The following is a 26,376-nucleotide window of genomic DNA, read 5'->3' as shown; positions in this document are numbered from 1 at the left end:
AATGCGGAACGGGGTTGGTGCTGGAAGGGCGCGGCATGTGCGCCGCGCCCTTCTTCGTTTCAGGCGGCGTCGACGAGGACGATCTCGGCTTCGTCGTTGGCGGTGATGCGAAGCAACGTCTCGCCGGTGATGGCGGCGCCGTCACGCGCGTCGAGCTTGACACCGTTGATCTCGACCGAACCCTTGGCGAGCACCAGATAGGCGTGGCGGCTGGCGTCGATCGGATATTCGGTGGTCTCGCCGGCCTTCAGCGTGGCACCGGAGATGCGCGCATCGGTGCGGATCGGCAGCGCATCGGCATCCTCGGCGAAGCCGCTGGCGAGCGTGACGAAATGGCCCGAGCGTTCGCCCTTGGGGAAGGGCTTGGCGCCCCACGACGGCTTGTCGCCGCGCGTCTTCGGCTCGATCCAGATCTGGAAGATGCGGGTGATGCCCGGCTCCTTGTTATATTCCGAGTGGCGCACGCCCGAGCCGGCGCTCATCACCTGCACGTCGCCGGCTTCGGTGCGGCCGATATTGCCCAGGCTGTCCTGGTGCGTGATCGCGCCTTCGCGGACATAGGTGATGATCTCCATGTCGGCGTGCGGGTGCGGCGGGAAGCCGGTGCCCGGTGCGATCGTGTCGTCGTTCCAGACGCGGATATCGCCCCAGCCCATCTTGGCGGGATCGTAATAGCCGGCGAACGAGAAGTGATGTTTGGCGTCGAGCCAGCCGTGGTTGGCGCCGCCGAGTTGATTGAAGGGCCTACGGTCGATCATCTGACAAACTCCTGTGAGAGCGACTGCCGCTCCGTGTGACCGCAATGTGCGGTCGATCGTGACTTGACGAAAGAGAAACAATAGCATTGTATCATTGCCAGAAATGACACGTAGGCTCCCCGACCTCGAAGCCTGGGCGATCTTCGCCAAGGTGGCCGAATGCGGCTCGTTCGCGGGCGCCGCGCAGGCGCTCGGCCTGTCCAACCCGACCGTGTCGAAGGCGATCACGCGGCTGGAGGCGCGGCTCGGCGTGGCGCTGATCGCGCGCACATCGCGGCGGCTGTCGCTGACCGAGGGCGGGCGCGCCGCGCTGCCGCGCGCGATGCGGTTGCTCGCCGAGGGGGAGGCGGCGGAGGACGAAGCGGCCGAGCAGTCCGCGCGCCCACGCGGAACGGTGCGGATGAGCGCGCCGCTGTCGTTCGGGATCGGCTATCTGGCGGACGCGCTGCCGCCGTTCCTCGATCTGTATCCCGAGATCACGCTCGATCTGGCGCTCAGCGACCGGCGGGTCGATCTCGTTGCCGACGGGTTCGATCTCGCGCTGCGGATCGCGCGGCTGGAGGATTCGTCGCTGCTCGCGCGGCGGCTGTGCGCGGTGCGGATCCTGCTGGTCGCCTCCCCCGGCTATCTCGACGCGCGCGGGCGGCCGACTCACCCGGCGCAACTCGCCGGGCATAGCGCGCTCGCTTATACCGGGGGCGGCCCGCGCGGCGTGTGGCGCTTCACCCACCCGCACTTCGGCGAGGAGATCGTCGAGCCGCCGGTGCGGATCTGGACCGACAATGCCGATATGCTCGGCCCGGCGCTGCTCGCCGGGCAGGGGCTGGCGCTCCAGCCCGAGTTTCTGGTGTGGCGCGCGCTACGCGCGGGAACGCTGGAGGTGGCCATGCCAGAGTGGTCGGTGCCGCCGCTCGCGCTGCACCTGCTGATGCCACCCTCGCCGCTCAGGCCGCTGCGCGTGCAGGCGCTGATCGATTATCTGGCGAAGGCGCTGGCGACGCCGCCTTGGGGCTGACCCGCGCCGTGCCGCGAACGCGCGCGGGTGTCTCGACTACGCTCGACACGAACGGTTAGTGGGGGCGTCGTGTGCGTTCGGCGACTGACGAGAGCGGTTGCGAGCGTTTTTGCGCCCGACCTCCAACCGTTCGCCCCGAGCGAAGTCGAGGGGCACACCGCGCGCAGGGTGTCTCGTATATGCTCGACACGAACGGGTCGGGCGGGGCGCCCGCTACTGCCGCGCGCGGAACGTCACGCCGATCGTGCGCGGGTCGCTCGGGGTGGCGAGGATCAGGCCGGAATTGCCGGCCTGGATCGTCACGTTCTGGAGGTAGTTCGCGTCGAACAGGTTGCGCGCGAACACGTCGATTTCCCAGCCCGCGTTGTTGCGGTAGCCGAGGCTGGCGTTGACGAGCGTATAGCCGTTGATGCGCGTATAGGCGGAGTCGGTCGGGTCGCCATATTGGCTGGTGCGCGACATCGAATCGGCGTGCAGGATGACCGCGCCGCGCAGCGCCGGGACCGGCAACGTGTAGTCGCCGCCGGCCGATACGGTCCATTTCGGCAGGCTCGACAGCGGCTTGCCCGAGAGGTTGCAGACGGTGGTGCTGCTGCTGATCGCCTCGATCGGGCAGGGAGCGTTGGGATAGGATGTGTAGTCGCCGGCCGCATAGGCGACCGCGCCGCGCAGCGACAACGCCGGGATTGGCGTGGCGACGGCATCGGCCTCGAACCCCTTCACCGTCACCTTTGGGATGTTGGCGAGATAGGTGCGCAAAGCGGCGGCAGCGCCGGTATCGGTGACGTTCGCCTGGAAATCGGTGACACGCGTGTAGTAGCCGTCGATGTTGAAGGTCAGCCGGCGGTCGAACAGCCGCGTCTTGAGGCCGATTTCATAGGCGGTGTTGGTCTCCGGCCGCACCACCGCCTTGGACAGAGCGGGCTGGTTGGTATTGTCGAGCGGCAGGCCCGACATATTGATCCCGCCCGATTTGGCGCCGCGCGCGAAGCTGACATAGCCGAGCACGCCGGGGGTAAAATCATAGGCGACGTTGGCGCGCCCGGTGAGGCTGCCGTCGTTGACCTTGGCATCGTAAACCTGCCCACGCAGGACCGAGAGCTGGCTGTTGATCTGCGCCTGAGTGAGGCCGGTCGGGCCGCCGAAGGTGAAGGTGTTATAGCTGCCGGTCTTGGTCTCATAGGTGTAGCGCAGGCCGCCGGTCAGCGTCAGCCCGGCGAGCGGGCGCCAGTTGACCTCGCCGAACGCGGCATAGCTGTTCGACTGGAAATCGGTGCGCCCGTCCGAACCATAGCCGTCGAGCAAATTGCCCGGCAGCGCGGCCGAGGGGCTGCCGAGCAGCCAATAGGTCGCGAGCGGGCCATAGATCGAGATCGGCCGACCGATCACGCGCTGGCGGAAGAAATATAGCCCCCCGACATAGCTCAGCGCGTGATCGCCGTTCGAGGCGATGCGCAGTTCCTGGCTGTACTGGTCCTGCCGGGAGGGAATGTGCTGGCTCGTCTGGATCGGGATGCCGGTATAGTCGCGGTCGTTGGCGGCATCCCAGTTCCAGAACCGCCACGCGCTGACCGAGGTGAGCGTGGCCGGCCCGAGGTTCCAGTCGGCCACCGCCGACACACCGCCCTCGTTGGTGTTGGTGCCGACCGCCGCGTCGATATCGGTGAGGCGATCATAGGGATTGCGGCTGGCGGGCGTGTACGCGCCGCCCGGCACGTTGGCGGCGAGCGCCGCATATTGCCGCGCGGCGGCCTTGAGCGTGGGCGCGACGCGCAGATAGACCTGCGTGCAGCAATCGCTTTCGAAAGTGCTGAAATCGGCGGTGAGGCGGAGCCGGAACGTGTCGTTGGGCTTGATGAGGAGTTGCCCGCGCACCGCCTGATTGCCGATCGTGTTGAGATCGGCGCCGGTGCGAAGGTCGTGGATCACGCCGTCGCGGCGCGTCACCACCGCCGAGATGCGCCCCGCCACGGTATCGCCGATCAGCGCGCCCGAGGCGGCGGCCTTCGCCTGCACGAAATTGCGGCTGCCGATCGAGACTTCCTCCTCGGCCTCGGGTTCGAACGTGGGCTCTCGCGTGGTGATACTGATCGCGCCGGCCGTGCTGTTCTTCCCGAACAACGTGCCCTGCGGGCCGCGCAGCACCTCGACATGGTCGATATCGCTGAAATCGAACGCGGCGGTGGCGGGGCGGGCGTGATAGACCTGATCGACATAATAGCCGACCCCGGGCTCCAGCCCGTCATTGGCCTGGCTGACCGCGACCACGCTCGAGCCGAGCCCGCGGATCGTGAAGGCGGTGTTGCGCGGATTGGCCGAGCTGTAGTTGAGCGCGGGCACGAGCACCGACAGCCCTTGCGTGTTGATCGTGTACGACCGATCGAGCAGCGCGCCCGACACCACCGAGAGCGATCCGGGGATGGTCTGCGGGTCTTCGGGCCGGCGGCGCGCGGTGACGAGGATGTCGGTGCTGGTATCGGGCTGAGCGATGGCGTCAGGCGTCGGCGCGTCGCCGGGCGCGGCGGCGTGTGCAGCGGGTGGCGTGGACGCGAGGATAGCCGCCGCGGTCGCGGCGATGGCGCGGATTTTCATGGTAGCCCCTTTGTCCGCTCGGGCGCTGGTGCGCTTACGGGTGTCGGGGCCTTATTATATACGGTGGAATATAGTGCAAGGGCGTGCGGACCGGGATCGCACGCGCAAAAAGCCCACCCGGCGGAATGCCGGGCGGGCAGGTGGGGTAAGGCTTAGAATTCGGCGCTGACGCCGAACGTGAAGGTGCGGCCGGCGGTGGTGTAGACTTCGGGCCGGTCGTAATCGACGCTGGCGAACTGGCGGATCGCGGTGTTGGTGAGGTTGATGCCCTCGGCGATCAGGCGGACGCCCTTGCGCACGTTGACGTGCGCCTGGAAGTCGATGTTGTTGGTGCCCTTGATGGCGTCGCCGGCATTGTCATAGGCGTTGCTGGCGCCGATCAAATACTGACTGCGATAGGCGTCCGACACGCGCACGCCCCACACCGCGTTTTCGTAATAGAGCGTCGCGTTGGCCGCCCATTTCGACAGATTGTAGAGCGGCAGGCGGCGCGGCACGCCGCTGTAGAACACCGTCTGGTGCCCGTCGAACCACGTCCCGTTCGCCACCACGCCGAGATGCCTGAGCGCGCCCGGCAGGAAGGTGAAGTCGTGCTGGAACGCCGCCTCGATCCCCTTGATGTCGGCGCCGGGTCCGTTGATCGGCTGGCTGACGTCGAACTGGGTGTTGGCGTCCTGCCCCTGGATCAGCAGCGACAGCGGCAGGCCGGTCTGGCCGTAGGGGATCTGCTGGGTCGACGAGACGATGAAGCTGTCCATCTTCTTGTAGAACGCACCGAGCGACGCGAAGCCGGTACGGTCCATATACCATTCGATCGATCCTTCGACCGAGGTCGCCTTGTATGGCTTCAGGTACGGGTTGCCGAGGCTGAGCGAGCCGCCGTTGGGGCGGGTCGTGATCGAGCCAGCCGCCGCGAGATCGCCGAGGCCGGGGCGGTTGACGTTGCGGCTGGCGCTCACGCGCACGACCACGTCCTTGGCCACGTCGAGCGCGACGTTGGCGGCGGGGAGGAAGCCGTGGCTGTTGGTGCCGACCGCGACCGGCACGAACTGCGTCACCCCGGCGATCACCTGTGAGAGATGGCCGGACGAGATCAGGTCGGTCGAATAATAGCGCACGCCCGCGTTCGCGCGCAGCCGCATTCCGGCGACGAGCGTGTCGAGATCGAGCTGCGCGAAGCCCGCCCAGGTCTTTTCATCGACGCGGTAGTCGCTGCCGGCTTGCAGGAACGAGGCGTCGAGGTTCCGGCGGTCGCCGATATAGCCGTACACGCCATCGACATTGCCGACGATATATTGGGTGAGCGTATCGACGCCGACGGTCTGCTTGAGGTTGTTGGGGATGGCGACATCGGCTGGGACGTTGTGGAACACCTTGTTGACCCAGGTGTAGCCGCTGTTGATGAAATGCTTGAACTCGCCGCCCGCCTTGAAGGTCAGCGCGTCGGTGAGCTTATAGGCACCGTCGAGCTTGGCGTTGGCATATTGGTTGGTGATCTTGTTCTCCTGAACGTCGAGACGCTGGAGCGCCCAATTGTTCGGATCGGTGATGTCCTTGCCATAGGTGTTGACCGGAATGGTCGGCTTCATGTCGAAGCTGAACGGTGTGTTCTTCAGCTCCATGAACACCTTGTCGAACACCGGCTGGCCGAAATCCGATTCCTCATAGCCGCCGAGCGCGTGCAGCGTCAGCCGGTCGCCGACCTTCCACTCGGCATTGGCGACGCCCTGGTAGAAATCGGTGTGGTTCTCGACGATGTGATGCTCGCTGCGCAGATCGATGCCGGTGAAGCTCGCCGCGCGCAGCGTGTTGGTGCCGTCGATCTCGGCGCTCTGGATCACCTGGCCGCCGGTGATCGAGGTGCCGGTCAGCGCGTTGGTGCCGGCGGTGGCGAGCGCGTAATCGTCGCGGTGATCCCACAGCCGGCCGTACAGGCCATCGATGTCGAGCTTGAAATTGGTGCCGGGGTGATATTGCAGCGACGAGGTGACGCCGAGCCGCTTACGATCGGTGTACCAGCTCGATGGCGATTGCGCGGTCGCTTGCCATACGCCGTTCAGCAGCTTCTGGCGGGTCGCCGCGTCGATGTTCGGGCCGATGTTGGCGGCGCCGTATTTGGTGAGGCCCCAGCCCCAGTTGCGATAGCCGAACTCGTTGTTCTTGATTTCGCTATAGGCGACCGAGACGAGCGCGCCGAAGTCGCCGTGGCGGGTCGAGGCGAGCGCCACCACGCGCGGGGTGATGCCGCTGGTGTTGTCGTTGGTCTGGCCCTTGGCGGAGACGACGAATTTGGTGCCGGCATAATCGAACGGCCGCGCGCTGGAGAGCTGAACGGTGCCGGCGATGCCGCCTTCGTCCTGTTCGGCAGAGAACGACTTTTGCACCGCCACGCGGTTGAACAGTTCCGAGGCGAACAGGCTGTAGTCGAACGCGCGCGAGCGCGTCACGCCGCCGCGATTGTCCATACCCGAGGCGGTGTTGCCGAGAACTTCCATGCCGTTGAGCTGGGTGCGCGTGAAATCGGCGCCGAGACCGCGCAGCGCGATCTGGCGGCCCTCGCCGCTGTCACGGGTGATGGTGATGCCCGGGATGCGCTGGAGCGATTCGGCGAGGTTCAGGTCGGGAAAGGCGGCGATATCGGTGGCGAGGATGTCGTCCTCCGCGCCGACCGCGCGGCGCTTGAGATCCTGCGCCGCCTCGAGGCTGTGGCGATAGCCCGAGACGATGATGTCGCGCTGGGGCACGTCATCGTCCTCGACGGTGACGGCGGCGGCAGGGGCGGGGGCGGTCGCCGCCGGCGTCAGGTGCGCGATCTGCGCGGTCGGCGCGGCGCCGGGGGTGAGCACCGCCACCCCGCCGCGGATCGTCGCGGTGAGGTTGGTCCCGCGCAGCAGCGCGTCGAGCGCCTGGCGAACGGTCATGTCGCCCCGCACTCCCGCGGTGTGGCGGCCGTTGACGGCGTTGGGCGCAACGACGACCTGAACGCCCGTGGCCTTCGAAAATTGCGAAATCGCGCTGCGCAGATCGGACGCGCCGATCTCGAAGCGCATCGGGCGGGCCGTGCTAGTATCGACCGGCCGCGCTTCGGCCAGAGCCGGCGCGGCGAGTGCCGCCGCCAAGACGATCAACGATGTTCCCTTTATGCGTTTCATCAAATTCCTCCGCTCGGACGCATCTGCGCCTCGAACGGAAGACGGCGGTTGACCCCACTCAGGACAAAAGAATTTTGTTACAATTCAATGTCATGAGTGTGACGTTTCGACGATGCGGATGCGGTCGCCGGTGCGGACCGTCTCGAAGCCATAGGCCGCGCCGATCGCGCCGAGCAGCGTTTCCGCATTGTCGAGCTTGAACCGGCCCGACAGCGTCAGCCCGGCGAGCGCGGGTGGGGGCGGCGCGATCATCGGCCCGCCGCGCCGATTGAGCGCATCGACGAGATCCTCGAGCCGCATATTGTCGGTGTCGAGCCAATCCTGCCGCCAGTCCTGCTGCGCGGCATCGAAACGCACCGGCGCCTGCGCGACGCCGCCCGCGAAGCGCGAGCGCCAGCCGGCGGGCACATCGACGCTGCCGGCCGGGCCGCCGAAGCGGACGCGGCCGCGATAGACGTCGAGCTTCACCTCGCGCCGGGCGACATCCACATCGAATGCGGTGCCCAGCACGCGGGTTTCCGATCCCGCCGCCGCCACGACGAACGGCCGCGCGGGTTCATGCGCGACATCGAAATACACCTCGCCGCGCCGCAACGCGACACGGCGCTGTCGGTCGCCGAGCGTCACGTCGACGCTGGTGTCGCCGTTGAGCTGGAGCCGGCTGCCGTCGGCGAGCGCGAGATCGAGCTGTTGGCCGCGCTTGGTCTCGTAATGCGTGGTGACCGGCGCGGAGGGGCCGAAAGCCCCCTGCTGCCACGCGCCGATGCCGAGCGCGAGCGCCAGCGTCGCGGTGCCGCCAACGACGAGCTTGCGGCGGCGCGCGGCGCGCATCTCACGGATGTCGTCGTTCGACAGCCGTCCGAAGCCGGCGGCGCGCGTCATCGCCTCGCCGAGCGCGGGATCGTCGAGCGTCACGCGCAGATCGGCGGCGGCGGGCGGCGCGGGGGAGGGCGGGATGTCGTCGCCCGCCAGCGTCCAGCGCGCGGCGGCCGCGAGATCGGACCGGCGCGTCATGGCCGCGCGCCCGGCGGCAGCCCGCGCCGTTCGAGCGCGGCGCGCAGATCGGCGAGCGCGCGCGTGCAATGCTTGTCCACCGCCGCGCGGCTCAGCCCGAGATCGGTGGCGATCTGCGCGGCGGGCGTGCCGTCGAGCTGGCGGCGCAGGAAGACCTCGCGGCGCAGCGCGGGCATCACCTTCATCGCGCGCACGAGGATCTCGACCCGCTGGCGATAGTCGAGCACCTCCTCGACGCGCGGCTGCGGGCAGACGATCGCCTCATCGACCGGTTCGGTGCGCGGTGCCGCGGCGCGGCGGCGGAAATGGTCGTGGACGAGGTTGCGCGCCACCGCGAAGCAGAACGCGCCGATATCCGCGACCGGGCGCGTGCGCCGATAGTCGTAGAGGCGCAGATAGGTTTCCTGCACGATGTCCTCGCCATCGGCGCGTTCGCCCGCGCCGAGCCTGCCGCCGACGAAGCGCCTGAGCGCGGTGCGAAGCTCGGCTTCCTCGCGCGCGGCGCGGCGGCGCTCGGCAGCGGGCGCGGCGATCGCCATGATCTCGTTCATCGCGCCCGCACCCCGCCGGGGAGCGGGCGCGCGATGTGGTGCCCCGTCACTCTTGCGTCTCCCCGCTCGGACTTCTGCCCGATTCTCGGTTTACGCTAGCGCCGCTCCATGAAGCGCGCGTGACAGTCCGGTGCGGCGAGCTTCCCGCTTCTCCCCTCCCTTCCAGGAAGGGGAGCAGGATACGCCTTATCGCACCGCCATCTCGAACGGCCCGGCGGGGAGAACCGCGTCGTCCACGAGATTGACGATCGGGAAATCCGCCCATGCATAGCGCACGCGCGCGACGGGCTGGCCGTCGCCTGCCAAGATTACGCGGTCGCCCGTGGCAGTGGCCGAGGCGTAACGGCATGACCTCGCCGCCGCGCCGCACAGTTCGAAGCCGGTCGCCTGCGCGGCGCTGCGCGTGTGCAGCGCGCCGGTCACGCCCTTGAACGTGACGCTCGCGCCGCCGTTCGCGTCGCGCGTTACGCTCGCGACCTGCGGGCCGGACGAGGGCGGGGCGGCGCCGTAAGCGAGGCTGCCCATCGCTACCGCGAGCCGCCGGCCGATCTCATGCTTCTCGCCGGGGTGGATGTCGAGCGGATCGCCGAGATCGATCGCGAGCGCGAGCGCGGTATGCCCGTCGGTTTCGGCGACACGGCGCTGGTCGTCGCGCACGCGCGCCCAGCCGCTTTCGCCCGGCGCGATCGCCGGCTTCCCGAACCCTGCGAGCGAGACGATCGCGAACGGCAGCGTTGGCGCGCCGAACTGCGCGCGCCATTCGGCGATCAGCGCCTTCATGCGATCGGCATAGCCGGGGATGTCGGTGTCCGACTCGCCCTGATACCAGGCGACGCCGGCGAGCCCGATGCCGCCCAAGGGCGCGATCATCGCGTTGTAGATCGTGCCCGCGCCGGTGATGTCGTCCCACGGCACGCGCGGCGAGGTGCCGCCCGGCTTCTTCGCGACCGCATAGCGCCAGCCCTCACCGATCGGCACCGCGCTGCCGTCGGCGAAGCTGAGCTTCATGACGTCGGCCGGGCCGGGCAGGCCGCCGGTCGCATAGGCGTTTTCGATGTTGATCGTGATGACGTTGCGCCCGGCGACGAGCGTGTTCGCCGGCACGGTATAGACCCGCGCGTCCCAGCCGCCGCGCCCGCCGACCGACTTGCCGTTGATCCACACGCGGTCGGCGTCGTCGGCGGGGCCGATCGCGATCATCGCGACCTGTTTCGCCTGCTCGGGGGTGAGATCGACGGTCTTTTGATACCAGAGCATGCCGAGATAGGTCTGGAGCGCGGGCACGCCCCAGTTCTCGTAGAAGTCGATGCGCGGCACCGGCTGCCAATCGAGCGCGGCGTCGGGCTGCCACGGCTCGTGGCCGGGCGTGTCGCCGGTCTTTTCGCGCCACCACGCTTCCCACGTCGCATTCGCGCTGCGCATCGCGGCGGCGGGATCGCGGGCGTAGAGCTTGAGCAGATCGGCCTGCGCGCCGCGCCCGGCCGCGCGCTGTGCATCGTCGCCCATCCACGCCGAGATCGACGAGCCACCCCAGCTCGAGTGGATCGCACCGATCGGCACGTTCGCGGTTTTGCGCAGCTCACGCGCCATGTAGAAGCATGCCGCCGAGAAGCCGCCGGTGGTGAGCGGGCCGGCCGCCGCCCACACCGGCTGTTGCGCGAGGCGATCCTGCACGACCGGTGCGGTCGCCTTGGCGATCGTAACGAGGCGAAGCTGATCGTCGGCCGGGCCGTGGATCGCGCTGCCGGCATCCTGCGCGCGCTCGACCGGCAGTTCCATGTTGCTCTGGCCCGAGCACAGGAACACGTCGCCGATTAGCAGATCATGCACCTGCGTGGTGCCGCTCGGCGCGATCACCGACAGATCGTAGGGGCCGCCGGGGGGCAGCGCGGGCAAGGTGGCGCGGAACGCACCATCGCGGCCGGCGCGCGCCTGCGCGCTGTGCCCGGCCAGCACGGCCGTCACGGACTCGCCCGGCGTGGCGGTGCCGGTCAGCACGATCGGCTTGCCGCGCTGGAGGACGGCGTGATCGCCGACCAGTCCGTCGAGCCGCGGCGCGGCGAGCGCCGGGGTGGCGAGGGCGAGCAGGCTTACCCCCGCCGCGATGGTGCGGATCATGGCGTTCCCTTACAGCGGCAGCGGGGCGGACTGCCCGGCCTTGAAGCTCGCCGAGCGCACCGGCACGTCGGTGCCGGGCTGGCCCGAGCCGACGCTGACGCGGTACTGGCCCGCCAGCACCTGGCGCGTGCCGTCGGCGGTGACCGCGCTGAGATCGCGCGGGCTGAGCTCGAACGTCACCGGCCGGGCCTCGCCGGGTGCGAGCGTGACGCGTTGATAGCCGCGCAACGCGATCTTGGGCGCGCCGGGTACGTCGGGGAAGGTCAGGTAAAGCTGCGCGACCTCGTCACCGGCGCGCTTGCCGGTGTTGCGCACCTCGGTCGTCACGCGCAGGCCCTGTTCGGCGCCGCCCGCCGCTGGCGTCACCTCCAGCGGCGCATAGGCGAAGCTGGTGTAGCTGAGGCCATAGCCGAACGGATAGACCGGCGTGCCGGTGAAGTAGCGATAGGTCCGCCCCTTCATCTCATAATCGCCGAACGGCGGCAGATCGGCGACGCTCTTGTAGAAGGTCAGCGGCAGGCGGCCCGCCGGATTGACCTTGCCCGACAGTACGTTGCCGACCGCGAGACCACCCGACTGGCCCGGATACCATGCCTCCAGGATCGCGGCGGCATTGTCCTTCGCCCAGGCGAGGTTGATCGGGCTGCCGTTCATCGCGACCACGACGAGCGGCTTGCCGGTCGCCTTGGCGGCTTCGAGCAGCGCCTGCTGGTCGGCCGGCAGATCGAGCGTGGTCTTGTCGCCACCCTCGAAGCCCGGCACCTTGACCGGGGTTTCCTCGGCCTCGAGGTCAGAGGTGAGCCCCACCGCGGCGACCAGCACGTCGGCGTTGGTGGCGGCGGCGCGCAGATCGGCATCGGGGTTGGTGGAGATGCGCTTCCACACCAGATCGACCCCGCCGCCGACATGCGCGTCGGTGGTGACGGTGATCGGATAGCGGTGGCCCGCCTCGAGCGTGACATCCTTGAACGTCGCCAGGCTGCCATAGGCGCCGGCGACATCGACCAGCGGCTTGCCGTCGAACACCAAGCTGCCCGAGCCGTTCATGCCGAGCCGGTAGCTGCCGCTCGCCGGGGGAACCAGAAAGCCGGTCCAAATGGTCCGGTGATGATCGGAGACCTTGGCGAGATCGAGGTTGGCGCCGGAGACACCCGCCTCGATCCGCGTGACGACGGGCTTGGTCGCGAAGCGCATCGCCTTGGTCACATCCTTGAACGTGTCGGGCGCGAAATATTTCGGCGGGGTTTCGAGCGGGTTGTAATAGCGCGCGAGCAGGCCGGGCTTGCCATCGGGCGTGCGCAGCGCGGTGGTCGGCACACGATCGCCATCGGTGAAGGACTTGCCGAACGGAACCAGCGTCACGGTCGCGCCGGGCAGCGCCTGCTTGAGCCCGTCCACGATCGAGATCGGCGGGGCGGACAGTTCCGACGAATAATTGCCGCGCAGCACGCGGGTGGCGTCGCCGAGCGGGCCAATCACGGCGATCCGCAGGCCCGGCTTGAGCGGCAGCACGCCGGTGTTCTTGAGCAGGACCAGGCTCTTCTCGGACGCGGTCAGCGCGAGCGCGCGATGCTCGGGCGTGTCGATCTGCGAGATCGGCACCACGCTCGGCGTGCGCGCGCTAAGGCCGGGCAGATCGCCGTTGCGGTAGCGCGCCGAGAACAGCCGGACGAGCGTGCGGTCGACATCGCCTTCCGAGATCAGCCCGCGCTTCAGCGCCTCGTGGTACCGGTCGCCGAGACCGGCGGTGTCGTTGAGCGTGCGGGTGTGGCATTCGTTATCGACGCCGACCTTGATCGCCGCCGCGACCGCCGCGGCGCCGTCCGGCGCATATTTGTGATTGTCGCTGATGTCCTTCACCGCGTCGCAATCCGACACGACATAGCCCTTGAAGCCCCATGCGCCGCGCAGGTGATCCTTGAGCAGCAGATCGTTGGCGCAGGCGGGCTGGCCGTCGATGCGGTTGTACGCGCACATGATCGACCCGGCCTGACCCTCGACGATCGCGGCGCGGAAGGCAGGGAGGTAGGTATCCTCCAGATCGTGCGGCGACACGAAGACATTGGCGGCGTGGCGGGTCGATTCGGGGCCGCTATGGACCGCGAAATGCTTGGGCGTGGCGATCACGGCGGGCAGATCGGGGTTCGGCCCTTGCATGCCGGTGACGAAGGCGACGCCCATGTGCGCGGTGAGATAGGGGTCTTCGCCGTAGGTTTCCTGCCCGCGACCCCAGCGCGGATCGCGGAAGATATTGATGTTGGGAGACCAGGTGTCGAGCCCGGTGCCGATCCGCCCGAGCCGCCCGGTCTGGCGGCCAAGCGTGTGGAGCGCGCGGACCTCGGTGCTGATCGTGCCGGCGACTTCATGCACCAGCGGGGTGTCGAAGGTCGCGGCGAGGCCGATCGGCTCGGCGAAATTGGTCGTCGGCAGCGTGCCGATCGCGCCGTGGAGCGATTCGGTCCACCAATTGTAAGCCGGCACGCCGAGGCGCGGGATGGCGGGGGCGACGTTGAGGAGCTGACCGACCTTCTCGTCGAGCGTCATGCGCGCGACCATCGCCGCCGCCATCCGATCGGCCTCGGCGCGGACATCTCCGGCGGGGGCGGAGATGGTCTGGGCCTGCGCGGCGACGGCGGCGAGGCTGGCGCCGAGCAGGAGGAGCGCCTTGGCGAACGGGAAGGACGATGCCATGAAATACCTCATCTGGGGGGGAAGGGGGAGTCAGATCGCGGGAAGTCCGTGGTCGATGATCTTGCGGATCAAATCGCGGTGGCGCGGCAGGCCGGCACGCAGCCGCTGCGTCTGCACCGCCGCCTCGCGCCGGGTCTGCTCGGCGAGCCGGGCCTCCGCCGACAAGGCCGCGCGCGACACCTCGGTGCCGAAGCGCATGCCGTAGAGCACATATTGATAGCTCGCCGCCGGGAAGACCTCGTCAACGCGGTCGAACTCGTCGTGGAACCAGGGCGGCTGGTATTTCCACAGCGTGAGCAGATCGCGCAGCCGATCCGGGATCGTGTCGGCACGGACGTTGTCACGCCAGAAGTCGCTGTCGGTGCGCTTGGTCAGCACATAATGCAGCTTGAGGAAATCGATGATCCGGCCCCACCGGTAATGCGTGGTGGCGTTGAAGCGGGCGGCGACGATGTCCATCACCTCGCGGCACACCGGCATCTGCTCGGCGATCAGCTTCGTCGACATTTCGATCAGCACGATCGCCGAGGCTTCGAGCGGTTCGAGGAACCCCGCCGCCAGCCCGACCGCGACGACATTGTTCTTCCAGAACGTCTCGCGGTGGCCCGAGCGGATCTTGATTTTCCGCACGTCGGCGTCCGCGCCGACCGGGCCGAGATAGGCGCGCAGTTCGCGCTCGGCATCCTCGTCGGAGATGTGGCTGCTCGAATAGACATGACCGGTGCCGCGCCGGCTGGGCAGGCCGATGTCCCAGATCCACCCCGACGACTGCGCGGTCGAGATGGTGTGCGACGCGATCGGCGCGTCCTCGCTCTCGTACGGCACCTGAATCGCGAGCGCGGTGTCGCAGAACAGCACGTCGGCACAGCTCTTGAACGGCACGCCCAGAGTCTTGCCGATCAACAGCGCGGCGAAGCCGGTGCAATCAACGAACAGATCGCCAGCGATCTCGCCCGCCTGTTCGGTGACCAGGCTAGTGATGTCGCCGTTCTCGGCCTGACGGACCTCGGTCACATCGGCGAGGACATGGCGCACGCCGAGCTTGGTGGTGCAGTGGCGCTGGAGGAAACCGGCGAATTTTCCGGCGTCGAGATGATAGGCGTAATTGGCGACCGCGTCGAACTCGGGGGTGGCGATCGTCTTCGGCGCGAGGCCATCGTCGCACAACACGCCCTGCGGGGTGACCGCGTCGCAAAAGCTCTGGTCATGGCGATCGGCCAGCCAATGCGCGGCCATGTTTACGCGTTGGAAGCCCTGCGGCAGCATCAACGGGTGATAATAGCCTTCGTCGGCCTCGCCGGTGGTCCAGCGGGCGAAGCGCGCGCCCTGTTTGAACGAGGCGTTGCATTCGCGAAAGAAGTCGGTTTCGGACACGCCGATCTTGGCCAGCGTGGTGCGCAGCGTCGGCCACGTACCTTCGCCCACACCGATGATCGGGGTGTTGGGGGATTCGATCAGCGTGACGGTGAAGTCCGCCGGCATCCTTGCCTGATGCTTCGCGGCGATCACGCCCGCGGCAAGCCAGCCAGCGGTGCCGCCGCCGACGATCACGATGTTTTGAACGCTCTGCATAAGCTTCCGTTACCAAAAAAACGGGGGTGCCGGATAGGCACCCCCGAGGCTGAGGAAGGTCAGAAGCGGAAGTGGGCGCCGAAGGTGAAGCGGCGACCGTAATCGAACACGTCGAGGAGCTGGTTCTTGAACCGGCCGTGCGTGCTGACCTGTGCGTTGTTGACGTTGGTGATCTCACCGAACACGCTGAAGTGCGGCGTGATGTCATAGCTGGTGCTGAGATCGATCTGCGTGGCGGCATTCACGAAGGTCGGTTCGGCACCGAACTGGCCGGTGTTCTGATTCTGCCCGAACTGGAGCAGATATTCGTCACGCCAGTTGACCGCGGTACGGAACTGGAAGCCGTTCTTGTCATAGAAGCCGACGAAGTTGGCCGAGTTGGCGAGGCCGGTCACCGCGAAGCCGGTCTGCGAGATGTCGGTCGGATCGTACGGCTTGTTGGTATCGACGAAGGTGGCGTTGGCATTGAAGCCGAAGCCGCTGTCACCGAACACGTGCTGGAGCGCGACTTCGACACCGCGCACGGTCGCGTCCGGGCCGTTCAGCCGGGTCGTCACCGCGAAGCTCGCGGGCTGGCCGGTGGTCGGGTCGATCACGTTGTTGATCGTCTGCCGGCTCACGCCGCCGACGATGAAGTTGCTGACGTTCTTGAGGAAGAAGTCGACCGAGAGGTACGAGTTGCGCTGGTAGTACCATTCCACCGCTGCGTCGAAGTTATCCGACAGATAGGGCTTCAGGTTCGGGTTGCCGCCGCTCGCGGTGAGCGCGCCGACGCGCTGGCCGCTGCCGACGCTGAGCACCGGCGTGAGCAGGCTGAGGCCCGGCCGCGTCAGCGTGCGCGAAGCATCGACACGCAGGATCAGCTTGTCGGTGACTTCCAGCTTGGCGTCGAGGCTCGGCAGCAGATACGAATAGTTGCTGCGTGTCGTGACGTTCTGGATCGGCGTGTAGCCCGAGGGATCCGGGATCGACAGCAACGTCGGATCGGCGGTGCTCGGCAGCAGCACAAGCGGCAGGCGACCCTGGCCGGTCGAGGTCACGTGCGTGTTTTCATTCCGCACGCCAGCATTGAAGTGGAACGGCATCCCGGCCACTTCGGTGTTGAACGAGGCGCTGAAGAACAGCGACCAGGTCTTTTCGTTGATGCGCTGGATGCTGCCGGGATCGACCGCCTGATCGAACGCGCCGGTGAAGCCGGTCACGTTGTTGAAGCCGGGGATCGTCTGGGTCTGCGGATTGCCGAGGCCGCTCAGATAGTTCTGATAGGCGATCGGGCTGTACATGAAGATCGACGGCGGCAGCGCCCCCTTGAAGCCGGGGATGAAGTCCTTCGTGCTGATCGAGCCTTGATACAGGTTCGCGGGCAGCGGCGCGATGCCGGTGGTGCGACCCGAGGGCGTGCCGTAGCCCGCATAAGCCTGCCAGAAGTTGTTGGTGAACGTGCTGGCGTTCTGGAACTCGAACGTGTCGTCGATGTACTGGCCGCCGACCTTGATCGTCAGGTCGTCCTGCTTCCAGGTCGCGGTGAGACGGCCCTGCTTGAGCCGGTCGGTGTTCTTCTGCGTCTGGTTTACGGTGACGTGCGAGCCGATCAGCGCGGTGTTGGCGTAGTTCGCCTGGTTGCCGTTCGGGCCGTAGCTGGTCAGCGTCGGGAAGGCGTCGCTGCTGTTGCCGGTGATCGACAGGCCGGTCAGCGTGCCGAGATTGCCGCCATAGCCGATATCGCCGTTCTGCGAACCGATGTTGCCGTCCGGATTGAGCCAGCTCTGGCCGTAGCTGACGTCGGCGTCGATATTGAGATGCTCGGTCGCATCCCACTTCAGGTTGCCGCCGATCTGGTTGGTTTGCAGCACCTGCTTGTTGATCGCCGAGGTGAAGTCGGTCGGCGTGCCGGCCTGAAGGAAGTTGGTCGTCTGGCCGTTCTTGTCGAGCGTTACGTTGCGCAAGTCGCCCTGGTTGAACCAGAGGCCGACGCCATAAGCATTGGTCGTGACCGTCTGACGCGAGAAATTGTCATCGACGGTCAGCATCACGCTTTCGGACGGATGCCACTGAAGGGCGATACGCGCATCGACGCGTTCGTCCTTGGTATAGTCCTGCTCGTAACCGTATTGCTGCGGGAACCAGCCGACCACGGTCTGCTTCTGCGAGGCGGGCGCGTTGATGTTGGCGGCGTTGTTGGCCACCGGTGCGCAGGTGGCAGCGGTGCTTCCGGCGAGCTGGCACGGCGCGTAATAGCCACCCGCCCAACCCGATACGAACACGCGGTTGGTGGTGGTGTCATGGCGCGTGTAGATCGCGTCGGCGAGCACGCCGAGCGTGTCGTTGGCGAACGTGTCGCTGATCAGCAGCCCGCCGGTGGGCACGACCTTGCCGGCGCGATCCTGGACCGAGCCTGAGGCGCTGCCCGCGATGCGGAAGCCGGGGTGATCGAACGGCTTGGGGAACGAGATATCGACGGTCGCGCCGATCGAGTTCGACGACACCGCGACGTCGGGCGTTTTGTACACGCTCAACTGGCCGATGAAGTCCGAACCGACGGTCGAGAAGTCGATCTGGCGCCCGCCGGTGCCGGTCGAGATGCGACGGCCGTCATACAGCGTGGTGTTGAAGTCGCCGCCGAAACCGCGGACCGTGATGCCGGTCGGCTCGCCGCGGGCGCCGTTGCGCTGGATCGACACGCCGGGGAGGCGCTGGAGCGAGGCCGCGACGTTCGAATCCGGGAACTTGCCGATATCCTCGGCCGAGATCGCGTCGACCACGCCCGACGACGTGCGCTTGATGTCGAGGTTGCGCTGGAGCGAACCGCGCAGACCGGTGACGATGATGTCCTGGGTCTCGTCGACCGCGGGGGCGGCGGTGGGGCCGGTGGTCGGATCGGTCTGCGGCGCGGCCTGGCTGGCGGCATCCGTCGTGGTGGTCGCGGTCTGCGCGGCGGCGGGATTGGCGATCGCCAGCGCGATCAGGCTCGACGCGCCGATCAGACCGAACTTGCGGCCCCGCGCGGACATGAATGTGGTTGATTGTCTCACAGCACTCCCCTCCTTAGAAAACGTTTCTCTTCGGCATTGCCGCTCTCGCATCGTTGGCGGGAGCGGGGTTCACCCCATTCGAGGCCGGATCGGGCCGGATCATATGCCCGGCTGTGGAATCGGCTTCGTCTGTGTCGGTGGTGGTACCGCTACCAGAAAGGTTCTGCAAGCAGTTTCTGTAGGACTATAAAAGCACGCTCGACGGCTTGGCCGGGGATGGCGCGCCGGTTATGCAGCGGTGATACGCCGAAGCGAAACGCGGCCCCGCGGGCGCCGCGCGGGCGGATCAGCGACAGCAATAGGACGGGAGAAGGGTGACGATGCCCACATGGGAAGTTCTCAACAGCCAGGTGCATGCCGATCTGCGCCTCGGCGCGCCGGTGGTCGATGAGCGATTGTTCGTGCAGATCGTCGCCGCCGAGTTCGAATCGGCCGCCGCGCGCTTCCCGATCCTGTTCTCCAAGAAGGCCGACACGGGCGCCTTCTATGCGGGCGCGATGCTCGGCTTCAAACCGGGCCGCCCGCTGCTCGCCGGCGCGCGCGATCTCAGCGACGCGCAGCGCCTGTTCGACGTCGAGCGCGAGGGCTTCTACGTGTCCGACGATTCGATCGTCATCGACCGCGACCATCCGCGCTTCGGCAGCGCCGAGGGCAAGCCGGTGTTCGATTGGGAGGGCAAGCCCGACGAGCCGTTGCGCCGCGTCCAGCGCGCGCTCGCGCAGCTCAGCGTCGGGCTGGAGGCGACCGACCAGTTCATCCGCGCGTGTCTCGACCTCAAGCTGATCGAGCCGATCGACCTGACCTTCCGCTTCGACGATGGCGAGCATCTCGTGCTCGACGGCCTGTACACGATCAGCCGCGATGCGCTCGGCGCGCTCGAGGATGCCGCCGCGCTTGATCTGTTCCGGCGCGGCTGGCTGCACCTCGCGTACGCGGTGATCGGCTCGCTCCAGCATGTGCCGCGGCTGGCGCGGCTGCACAACGATCGGCTGGCCGAGGTCGCGTGATCGAACGAGACGGTCCCCTCGACCGCGCGGCCTTCCTCGCCGAGATCGCACCCGCGTGCGCGCCGGTCGTGCTGCGTGGACTGTGCCGCGACTGGCCGGCGGCGCGTGCCGCCGCCCGGTCCCGCCAGACGCTGCTCGCATGCCTGGAAACGTTCGATTCCGGACAGGTGGCGGAGGCGTTCGTCGGCACCGCCGCGATCGCGGGGCGCTATGATTACGCGGCCGATCTCGACGGCTTCAACTTCGTGCGCGAGGCGATGCCGCTGCGCGATGCGCTCGCGCGAATCGATGCGGCGGCGGATGCGCCGGAGAGCGCGTCGGTCTATGTCGGCTCGTTGCCGGTCGAACGCTATCTGCCGGGCTTCGAGCGCGAGCATCGGCTCGCCGCGCTGCCCGACGGCGCGGTGCGGCAGCATGTCTGGATCGGCACCGCCTCGACGGTCGCCTGCCATTACGACACGTTCGACAATTTCGCCTGTGTCGTCGCGGGGCGGCGGCGCTTCACTTTGTACCCGCCCGACGCGATCGGCGATCTCTATGTCGGGCCGATCGACTTCACGATGGCGGGCCAGCCGACCAGCCTCGCCGCCAGCGCGCCGCCCGATGATCCGCGTTACCCGCGCTTCGCCGCCGCGCGGGCGCGGGCGATTGTCGTAGATCTCGAGCCGGGCGACGCGCTCTACCTGCCCAAATTGTGGTGGCATTCGGTCGAGGCGACCGCGCCGTTCAACATGCTGGTCAACTTCTGGTGGGACGCATTCGCGATCGGCCCCGACGCACCCTATACGGCGATGCTGCTGGCGATGATCGCGATCGCCGAGCGGCCCGAGCGCGAGCGCGCGGCGTGGCGCGCCTATTTCGACCATTATGTGTTCCGCACCCAAGGCCATCCGCTCGCGCATTTGCCCGAGGCGAAGCACGGCGCGCTCGGCCCGCTTGCGCAGGGCAATTACGGCCGTATCCGCGCGCAGGTGATGAAGTGGCTGCGCGGCGGCTGACGGTGCCGGCCAGCCGCTCGCGATAGCGCTATCGCAGCGCCAGCACCGCGACCGACTTGGGCGGAAGCACGATGCGCAGGCCCTTGGCCGTCGCCGTCGCGGCGATCGGCGTGGGCGCGACTGCATTTGGGGCGGCGAAGCTGTTGACGCTGTCGACTCGCGGCGCGGTTAATAGCTGGCCGCTGCCTTGCGAGACCTTCGCGCCCGCCACGTCGAGGATGATCTCGGCCGGCCGGTTCGGATCGACGTTGGTGGCGGACACCCAGAGCTGGCCGGTGGTGTCGCGCGCGGCGACGGCATCGACCTGCGGCATGCTGATCTTGCCATGCGTGTAGGTCGCCGATGTGTAGTCGAGCGGCACATAGGTCGCGTCCTGGAAGGGCAGGTACATGCGATACACGTGATAGGTCGGGGTCAGCACCAGCTTCGGCCCGTCGGTGAGGATCATCGCCTGCAACACGTTGATCATCTGCGCGATATTGGCGAGGCGCACGCGATCGGCATGGCGCGTGAAGATGTTGAGGTTGATCGCGGCGAGGATCGCGTCGCGCAGCGAATTCTGCTGTTGCAGGAAGCCGGGGTTGCTGCCCGGCGTCGGCGCGAGCCACGCGCCCCATTCGTCCACCACCAGCGCGATCTTCTTGGTCGGATCGTAGCGGTCCATGATCGCCGATTGCTTCGCGATCAGCGTGTCCATGCCGCGCGTTTCGTTCAGCAGACGCGCGTAATCGTCCTCGCCGAACCCGGTGCTCGGCATGCGCGGCGGCCAGCCGCCTACGCTGTAGCTGTGTAGCGACACGCCATCGATGTCCCAGCTCCAGGCCTTGCTGGCCCAGGCCTTCATCACGGCTTCGGTATAATCGCCCTTATCGGCGTCCCAGCCGACCGCGATCCGCTGCATCTGGTCGGTCGCCTTCTGCGCCGGATTGCCGTTGCGCGCGAAGTGGCTGAACAGCTTCATTTGTTCGACATAATGATCGGGCGACATCGCGCCACCGCAGCCCCAATTCTCGTTGCCGAGGCCGAGATATTTGATCTTGTACGGCGCCGGGTGCCCGTTCGCGGCGCGCTCCTTGGCGAGCGTGGTCGGCTGGTCGGTGGTCATATATTCGAGCCACTTGCTTGCTTCTTCCGGCGTGCCCGAGCCGACGTTGACCGAGACATAGGCCTCGGCGCCGATCTGGCCGAGGAAGTCCATATATTCCTCGGTGCCGAAGCTGTTCGGCTCGGGCACGCCACCCCAGTTGGAGTTGACCGTGACGGGGCGCTTGGCCTGCGGGCCGATGCCGTCGCGCCAGTGATATTCGTCGGCGAAGCAGCCGCCGGGCCAGCGCACGTTGGGCACCTTCAGCGCGCGCAAGGCGCGGACGACGTCGCTGCGGATGCCGCGTACGTTGGGGATGGCCGAATCCTTGCCGACCCAGATGCCCCCGTAAATGCCGGTGCCGAGATGCTCGGCGAACTGGCCGAACAGATCGCGGTCGATCTTCGCGCCGGGCTTGGCGGCATCGACGTGGACGACCAGCGGCGCATCGCCGGCAAGGGCGGGCCCGGCGGTGGACAGCAGCAGCGCGGCGAGCGCGCAAGCAAGGCGTTTCATCGAGACCTCGTCGTCAGGGGAGGATGCGGAACCGCGTCAGATCGGCGTTGTCGGCGGTCGGGCCGGGGCTGTCGGCGCGCAAGGCGCCGGTGGCGGAATCGACATGGAGATAGCGGTTGGTGGCGAGCGACATCAGCACCGCGCCGCCGCTGAGGCTCTCCATCCATTGGAAGCTCTGCCCTGGCGCATTGGCGCGTACCGGCTGTAGCGAGACCGCGCCGTCCGCTCCGACGGTCAGTGCGTTCTGTCCGTCGAGCAACGCGACGCGGCCGAGCTTGCGATCGGCGACGAGCAATGGCTTCCGTAACAGCGCGGCGGTGTGATCCGAACCGACCGGGCGTAGCGTGATGCGCCTGCCATAGGGGATCGCCGGGCGACTCTCGGGGTGGCCTTCGGTGACGTCGACGCCGGCGAAATCGGCGAAACCGCCAACCGCGCCGCGCTGGTTATAGGCGAACAGCCCGTAGCGGACGCCCTGGAAGGTCATCAATTGATAGACCGTCGTGAAATCGGGGCCGAGCACGGTGAAGTGCATGCCATCGGTCGAATAGCTCAGCCGTGCCTGCTCGGTGTCGAAATCGCACGCGGCGCGCAGCCACAGGTGCGTCGCGCGGATCGGCGCGCTTGCCACGCGACCGCCTTTCTCGTCGAAACGCACAATCGTCAGCCCGTCCGCGCCGCGTTCGACGCCGAGCCACGCATAGGGGCGGTTGAGCAGCGCCAGCCCGGCCACGTCGCCCACCGCAAGGCCGCTCGCGTCGAGTTCGGCGGTGACGGTCGATTGCGGGCCGATCGCGCGCTGGGTGAGCGTGTTGCGCGCCGCGAGGAAATCGCTCGCCGGCGCGGTGTGCAGCCGCAGCGACCCCGGCCGCTCGGTGAGCGACCAGCGCGCCGGATCGGGTACGTGGTTCCATTCCCACACGTTGGCGAGCGTGCCGTCGAAACTGTCGCTGCGCGTGTAAGGCGCATGCGGCGGCGTCGCCGACGCGATCGGCTTGACCCAGGTGCGCGGGGTGCGGCCGAGGTTGCCGGGCAGGCCGAAATAGGGCCAGCCGTCTTTCCACGTCACCGGCGACAGCGCGGTGAGGCGGCCGACCGAATTGCCCTCGAACATCGACCAGCCCCACCAATCGCCCTTGGGCGTCTGGATAATGCCGCCCTGGTGCATCGACATGCCGTCGCGCGCGTGCGGATCGGGCGGCAGGATCGTCGTCGGATCCTTGCCGCGCAGGTGATAGCCTTTGCCGAGCCCGAAATCCTCATGCTCGCTGATCGATGGATTGATCTCCCAGGGTCCGAGCGGCGACTTGGCGCGCGCGGCGGGCATGCGGAAGCTGCCGGAATATTCGGCGGTGGTGATATAATAGGTGTCGCCGAACTTGTAGAAATGCGAGCCTTCGCCGAGCCCGGTGCCCTTCTGCGTGATGACCCGCTCGCTGCCCGGCACGATATCGGTCAGGCTCGCGTCGAGCTGCGCGAGGTGGAGTTCCTGATAGCCCCAGACGACATAGACCTTGCCGTCGTCGTCGAACAGCACCGACAGATCGTGGAAGCTGCGCTTCATCGGCGTGCGCGTCCATGGCCCCTTCGGCGACTTCGCCGTGAACATCTGCGTCATCGCGTGGTTGACGTTGCTGAAGATGTAGAAGGTGCCATTGTGATAGCGGAAGCTCGGTGCCCAGATGCCCTGGCCGTAGATGCTCTTGCCCTCCTCGAGCCGGTACGCCGGGCCGAGATCGAGCGTGTCGAGCGCGTAGCCGACGAAATCCCAGTTCACCATGTCCTTGGAATGGAGGATCGGCAGGCCCGGCATCGCGTGCATGGTCGTGCCGGTGAGATAGAAATCGTCGCCGACGCGGATCATGTCGGGGTCTGAGAACTCGTCGTAGAACAACGGGTTGGTGTAGGTGCCGTTGCCATTGTCGGCGGTCCAGGTCGGGTGCTGCGCCGCGACGGCGGGGGTGGCGGCGAGCGCCAGGGCGAGCAGGCTTGTGAACGTCTTCATTGATATCCTCTCCACCAACTGCCGTTCGTGCTGAGCGAAGTCGAAGCACGTGTGGCGAACGCACCGCTTGCGGCACGCACTTCGACTTCGCTCAGTGCGAACGGAACTGTGCGTTAACTCCGTGGCCCCTGCGCGAACGGGCCGATCATCGTGCCGACGAACCCGCCCGCGGTCGCGGTGCTGAGGTTGGTGGCGTCGACCCCGGCGGCGACCGTCGTCCACGCCTTGCCTTGCGAAACGGCGAAATCATAGCGGCCGCCGTGCGCGGCGATGCGCAACCGCACCGGGCCGGCCGCGATCGGGCGTTCGGCGATGGTGACGCCGTCGCGCGGCTCCTGCTTGCCGGCGCGGCGGGCGACGCGGACGAACGTGCTGCCGTCGTGACGGGTTAACGCGATCGTCAGGAAATAGTCGTCGTTCTGGAGCGTGGCGAGCCCCGCCATCTCGCCCTCGCGCGGGGAGAAGCGGAGCGCGGTGGTGACGGTCGCCTCGGCATGTTGCTGGCGTCGCGCGACGAACGCGGGGCGGCCGAAATCGCCAAGTCCGTCGCGACCGGGCGTGAGCGTGAGCGCGCCGCCGGCGGGCTGCACCGGCGCGCCGCGCATCGCCATCCATTCGCGGCCGAGCTTGGGGGCAGTGAAATCGTCGCGCACGATGAAGCTGCCGGTCATCGGCGTGGTGCCGGCGGTGACCGCCGGGAGCGGCGCCTTGAACAGCGTCGGCACCGGCTTGCCGCGATCGAGGATCACCGGCCAGCCGTCGCGCCACGTCACCGGCAGCAGGAAGGTTTCGCGCCCGGCGTTGTAAAAGTCTTGCGCATAGGGCCGCGTGGCGAGGAACACCGCCCACCAGCGGCCATCGGGCAGTTGGACCAGATCGGCATGGCCGGCGGCGCTGATCGGGTTCGGACGGCCGGCGGGCAGATCGCGCTGGGTGAGGATCGGGTTGATCGAGGGCGGGGCGGGGCGATAGGGGCCAGCGACGTTATCGGCGCGCAGGATCACCTCGCTGTGGTTGACGCTGGTGCCGCCCTCCGCCGCCATCAGATAATATTTGCCGTTGACCTTATAGACGTGCGGCCCCTCGATCCAGACCGGCTTGGTGGCGGGATCGATGCCGCCGTCGACGACCAGCTTGGCGTTGCCGAGCATCCTTAGGCCGACCGGATCGAACTGCTCGATCCAGATCGCGCGGTGTCCGGAATAGCGCGGCGTGCCCTCGGGCGCGCGGTTGTTGACGATCCACGCGCGGCCATCATCATCGAAGAACAGTGACGGGTCGATACCTTCGACGGTCTTGAGCCAGACCGGAGCGGACCAAGGACCCGCCGGGTTGGTCGCGGTGATGACGAAATTGCCGCCGCAATCGACGCAGGTGTTGACGATGTAGAAGCGGCCATTGTGGTAGTTGATCGCCGGCGCGAACACGCCGCGCGACATCGGCAGCGTACCGAAATCGAGCTGGTCGGGACGGTCGATCGCGTTGCCGATCTGCGTCCAGTGGATCAGATCGCGGCTGTGGAACACCGGAATGCCGGGGAACCACGAGAAGGTCGAGGTGACGAGATAATAATCGTCGCTGACGCGGAGGATGCTCGGGTCCGAATAGAAGCCGGCGAGGATCGGGTTGCGATACTGGCCCGCCGGTGTGGCGGGGCCGTCGGCTCCCTGATACTCGACCCAGTCGAAGCGCGCTCCATCGTTGGCCGGGTGAGGCGCTGGCGCGGCCGAAACCAGTGTCGCCGCCGCAAGCGCGCCGACCATCGCCAGGATTGTGCTCTTCATCGTCCGACCTCTCCCGTACCGCGCCGTCCCGCAGCGTCGAGATCGGATGTTAACGCTATCAAAGCGCGCTGTCGAGGCGCTCGGTCAGCGTTCGATATCGACGTCGCGGCCGGTCTGCGGGAAGCCGTCGCCGGTCGCCGCGTCGCTGTCGAAATCCTCGCCCGCGTTGCCGCCGCCGGCGCCCGCGCCGCTGCCGCGCGCCGCGCCGGTCGCGGGATCGTAGGAGGCGCGCTTGCCGTTGTCGGGCGGGAGCGCGGCGTCGGCGGCCGGCGGGGTCACGCCGTCGCTGGCGTTGGCGTCGAGCGCCCGTTCGCTGGCATGCGCCTGGCTGTCATATTCCTGGCCCGAATAGCCGGGTCCGGTGCCGAGCTTGCCGGTCTGGACGTCGATGTCTTTGTCGATGCTGCCCCCGGCCTTGGGCGACGTGGGTAGATCCTTGGGTGCGGACATGATGTTCTCCTTGCGGGTATAACGCATCACATCGTAG

Annotated in this window: 16 protein-coding genes; 3 read left to right on the top strand and 13 right to left on the bottom strand. The window is 67.5% G+C overall.

Annotation, left to right across the window (positions count from 1 at the left end):
* Nucleotides 1–59: 59 nt before the first annotated feature.
* Complete coding sequence (locus PX554_RS05845; RefSeq protein WP_275499726.1) at nt 60–758, bottom strand: pirin family protein; 699 nt, start codon at nt 756–758, stop codon at nt 60–62.
* Between the two features lie 103 nt (nt 759–861).
* On the opposite strand from PX554_RS05845, the gene PX554_RS05840 reads away from it, so the two are divergent.
* Complete coding sequence (locus tag PX554_RS05840) at nt 862–1,773, top strand: LysR family transcriptional regulator (protein ID WP_275499724.1); 912 nt, start codon at nt 862–864, stop codon at nt 1,771–1,773.
* 213 nt (nt 1,774–1,986) lie between these two features.
* Here the strand turns inward: PX554_RS05840 and PX554_RS05835 are convergent, their stop codons facing one another.
* The 8 genes from PX554_RS05835 to PX554_RS05800 all read right to left on the bottom strand — a co-directional run bounded on the left by PX554_RS05835 (nt 1,987) and on the right by PX554_RS05800 (nt 18,474).
* Nucleotides 1,987–4,365 (bottom strand): TonB-dependent receptor, encoded by a 2,379-nt coding sequence (locus PX554_RS05835; protein WP_093221433.1) that lies wholly within the window; start codon nt 4,363–4,365, stop codon nt 1,987–1,989.
* A 152-nt stretch (nt 4,366–4,517) separates the two neighbouring features.
* A complete protein-coding gene (locus tag PX554_RS05830; RefSeq protein ID WP_275499721.1) occupies nt 4,518–7,517 on the bottom strand; it encodes a TonB-dependent receptor in 3,000 nt (999 codons plus the stop codon).
* Nucleotides 7,518–7,607: 90 nt separating this feature from the next.
* Entirely contained in the window at nt 7,608–8,531 is a 924-nt protein-coding gene (locus PX554_RS05825) for a FecR family protein (protein WP_275499720.1), read from the bottom strand.
* Nucleotides 8,528–9,082 (bottom strand): RNA polymerase sigma factor, encoded by a 555-nt coding sequence (locus tag PX554_RS05820; RefSeq protein ID WP_275499718.1) that lies wholly within the window; start codon nt 9,080–9,082, stop codon nt 8,528–8,530. Before PX554_RS05820 ends, PX554_RS05825 begins: the two co-directional genes overlap by 4 nt.
* Nucleotides 9,083–9,268: 186 nt before the next feature.
* Complete coding sequence (locus PX554_RS05815; protein WP_275499715.1) at nt 9,269–11,200, bottom strand: sialate O-acetylesterase; 1,932 nt, start codon at nt 11,198–11,200, stop codon at nt 9,269–9,271.
* Between the two features lie 9 nt (nt 11,201–11,209).
* On the bottom strand, nt 11,210–13,891 hold the full coding sequence (locus PX554_RS05810; protein ID WP_275499713.1) for a glycoside hydrolase family 3 C-terminal domain-containing protein: 2,682 nt from the start codon (nt 13,889–13,891) through the stop codon (nt 11,210–11,212).
* Between the two features lie 30 nt (nt 13,892–13,921).
* Nucleotides 13,922–15,463, bottom strand: coding sequence for a tryptophan halogenase family protein (locus PX554_RS05805; protein WP_093221419.1), 1,542 nt, complete (start codon nt 15,461–15,463; stop codon nt 13,922–13,924).
* 59 nt (nt 15,464–15,522) lie between these two features.
* Entirely contained in the window at nt 15,523–18,474 is a 2,952-nt protein-coding gene (locus PX554_RS05800) for a TonB-dependent receptor (protein WP_093221416.1), read from the bottom strand.
* A gap of 341 nt (nt 18,475–18,815) precedes the next feature.
* Here PX554_RS05800 and PX554_RS05795 point away from each other — a divergent pair, with 341 nt between their 5' ends.
* Complete coding sequence (locus PX554_RS05795) at nt 18,816–19,502, top strand: SapC family protein (protein ID WP_275499996.1); 687 nt, start codon at nt 18,816–18,818, stop codon at nt 19,500–19,502.
* Nucleotides 19,499–20,500 carry a cupin-like domain-containing protein gene (locus tag PX554_RS05790; protein ID WP_275499709.1) on the top strand — a complete coding sequence of 334 codons (1,002 nt, stop codon included), beginning with the start codon at nt 19,499–19,501 and terminating at the stop codon, nt 20,498–20,500. The genes PX554_RS05795 and PX554_RS05790 overlap by 4 nt, the downstream gene beginning before the upstream one ends.
* Nucleotides 20,501–20,528: 28 nt before the next feature.
* On the opposite strand, the gene PX554_RS05785 is transcribed toward PX554_RS05790, so the two are convergent.
* From PX554_RS05785 to PX554_RS05770, 4 genes are all read right to left on the bottom strand, one after another.
* Nucleotides 20,529–22,100, bottom strand: coding sequence for an alpha-N-arabinofuranosidase (locus tag PX554_RS05785; RefSeq protein ID WP_275499707.1), 1,572 nt, complete (start codon nt 22,098–22,100; stop codon nt 20,529–20,531).
* A 13-nt stretch (nt 22,101–22,113) separates the two neighbouring features.
* On the bottom strand, nt 22,114–24,105 hold the full coding sequence (locus PX554_RS05780) for a glycoside hydrolase family 43 protein (protein ID WP_275499705.1): 1,992 nt from the start codon (nt 24,103–24,105) through the stop codon (nt 22,114–22,116).
* 113 nt (nt 24,106–24,218) lie between these two features.
* On the bottom strand, nt 24,219–25,889 hold the full coding sequence (locus PX554_RS05775) for a glycoside hydrolase family 43 protein (protein WP_275499702.1): 1,671 nt from the start codon (nt 25,887–25,889) through the stop codon (nt 24,219–24,221).
* Nucleotides 25,890–25,973: 84 nt separating this feature from the next.
* Nucleotides 25,974–26,339: a hypothetical protein gene (locus PX554_RS05770; protein WP_143023300.1), complete on the bottom strand. Its 366-nt coding sequence runs from the start codon at nt 26,337–26,339 to the stop codon at nt 25,974–25,976.
* Nucleotides 26,340–26,376: the final 37 nt, after the last annotated feature.

Origin of the sequence: Sphingomonas pollutisoli, assembly GCF_029167165.1 — a bacterium.
Classification (GTDB): Bacteria; Pseudomonadota; Alphaproteobacteria; order Sphingomonadales; family Sphingomonadaceae; genus Sphingomonas; species Sphingomonas pollutisoli.
Note: the sequence above shows the minus strand (reverse complement) of the source record. Positions and strands in the feature narration are given on the sequence as shown.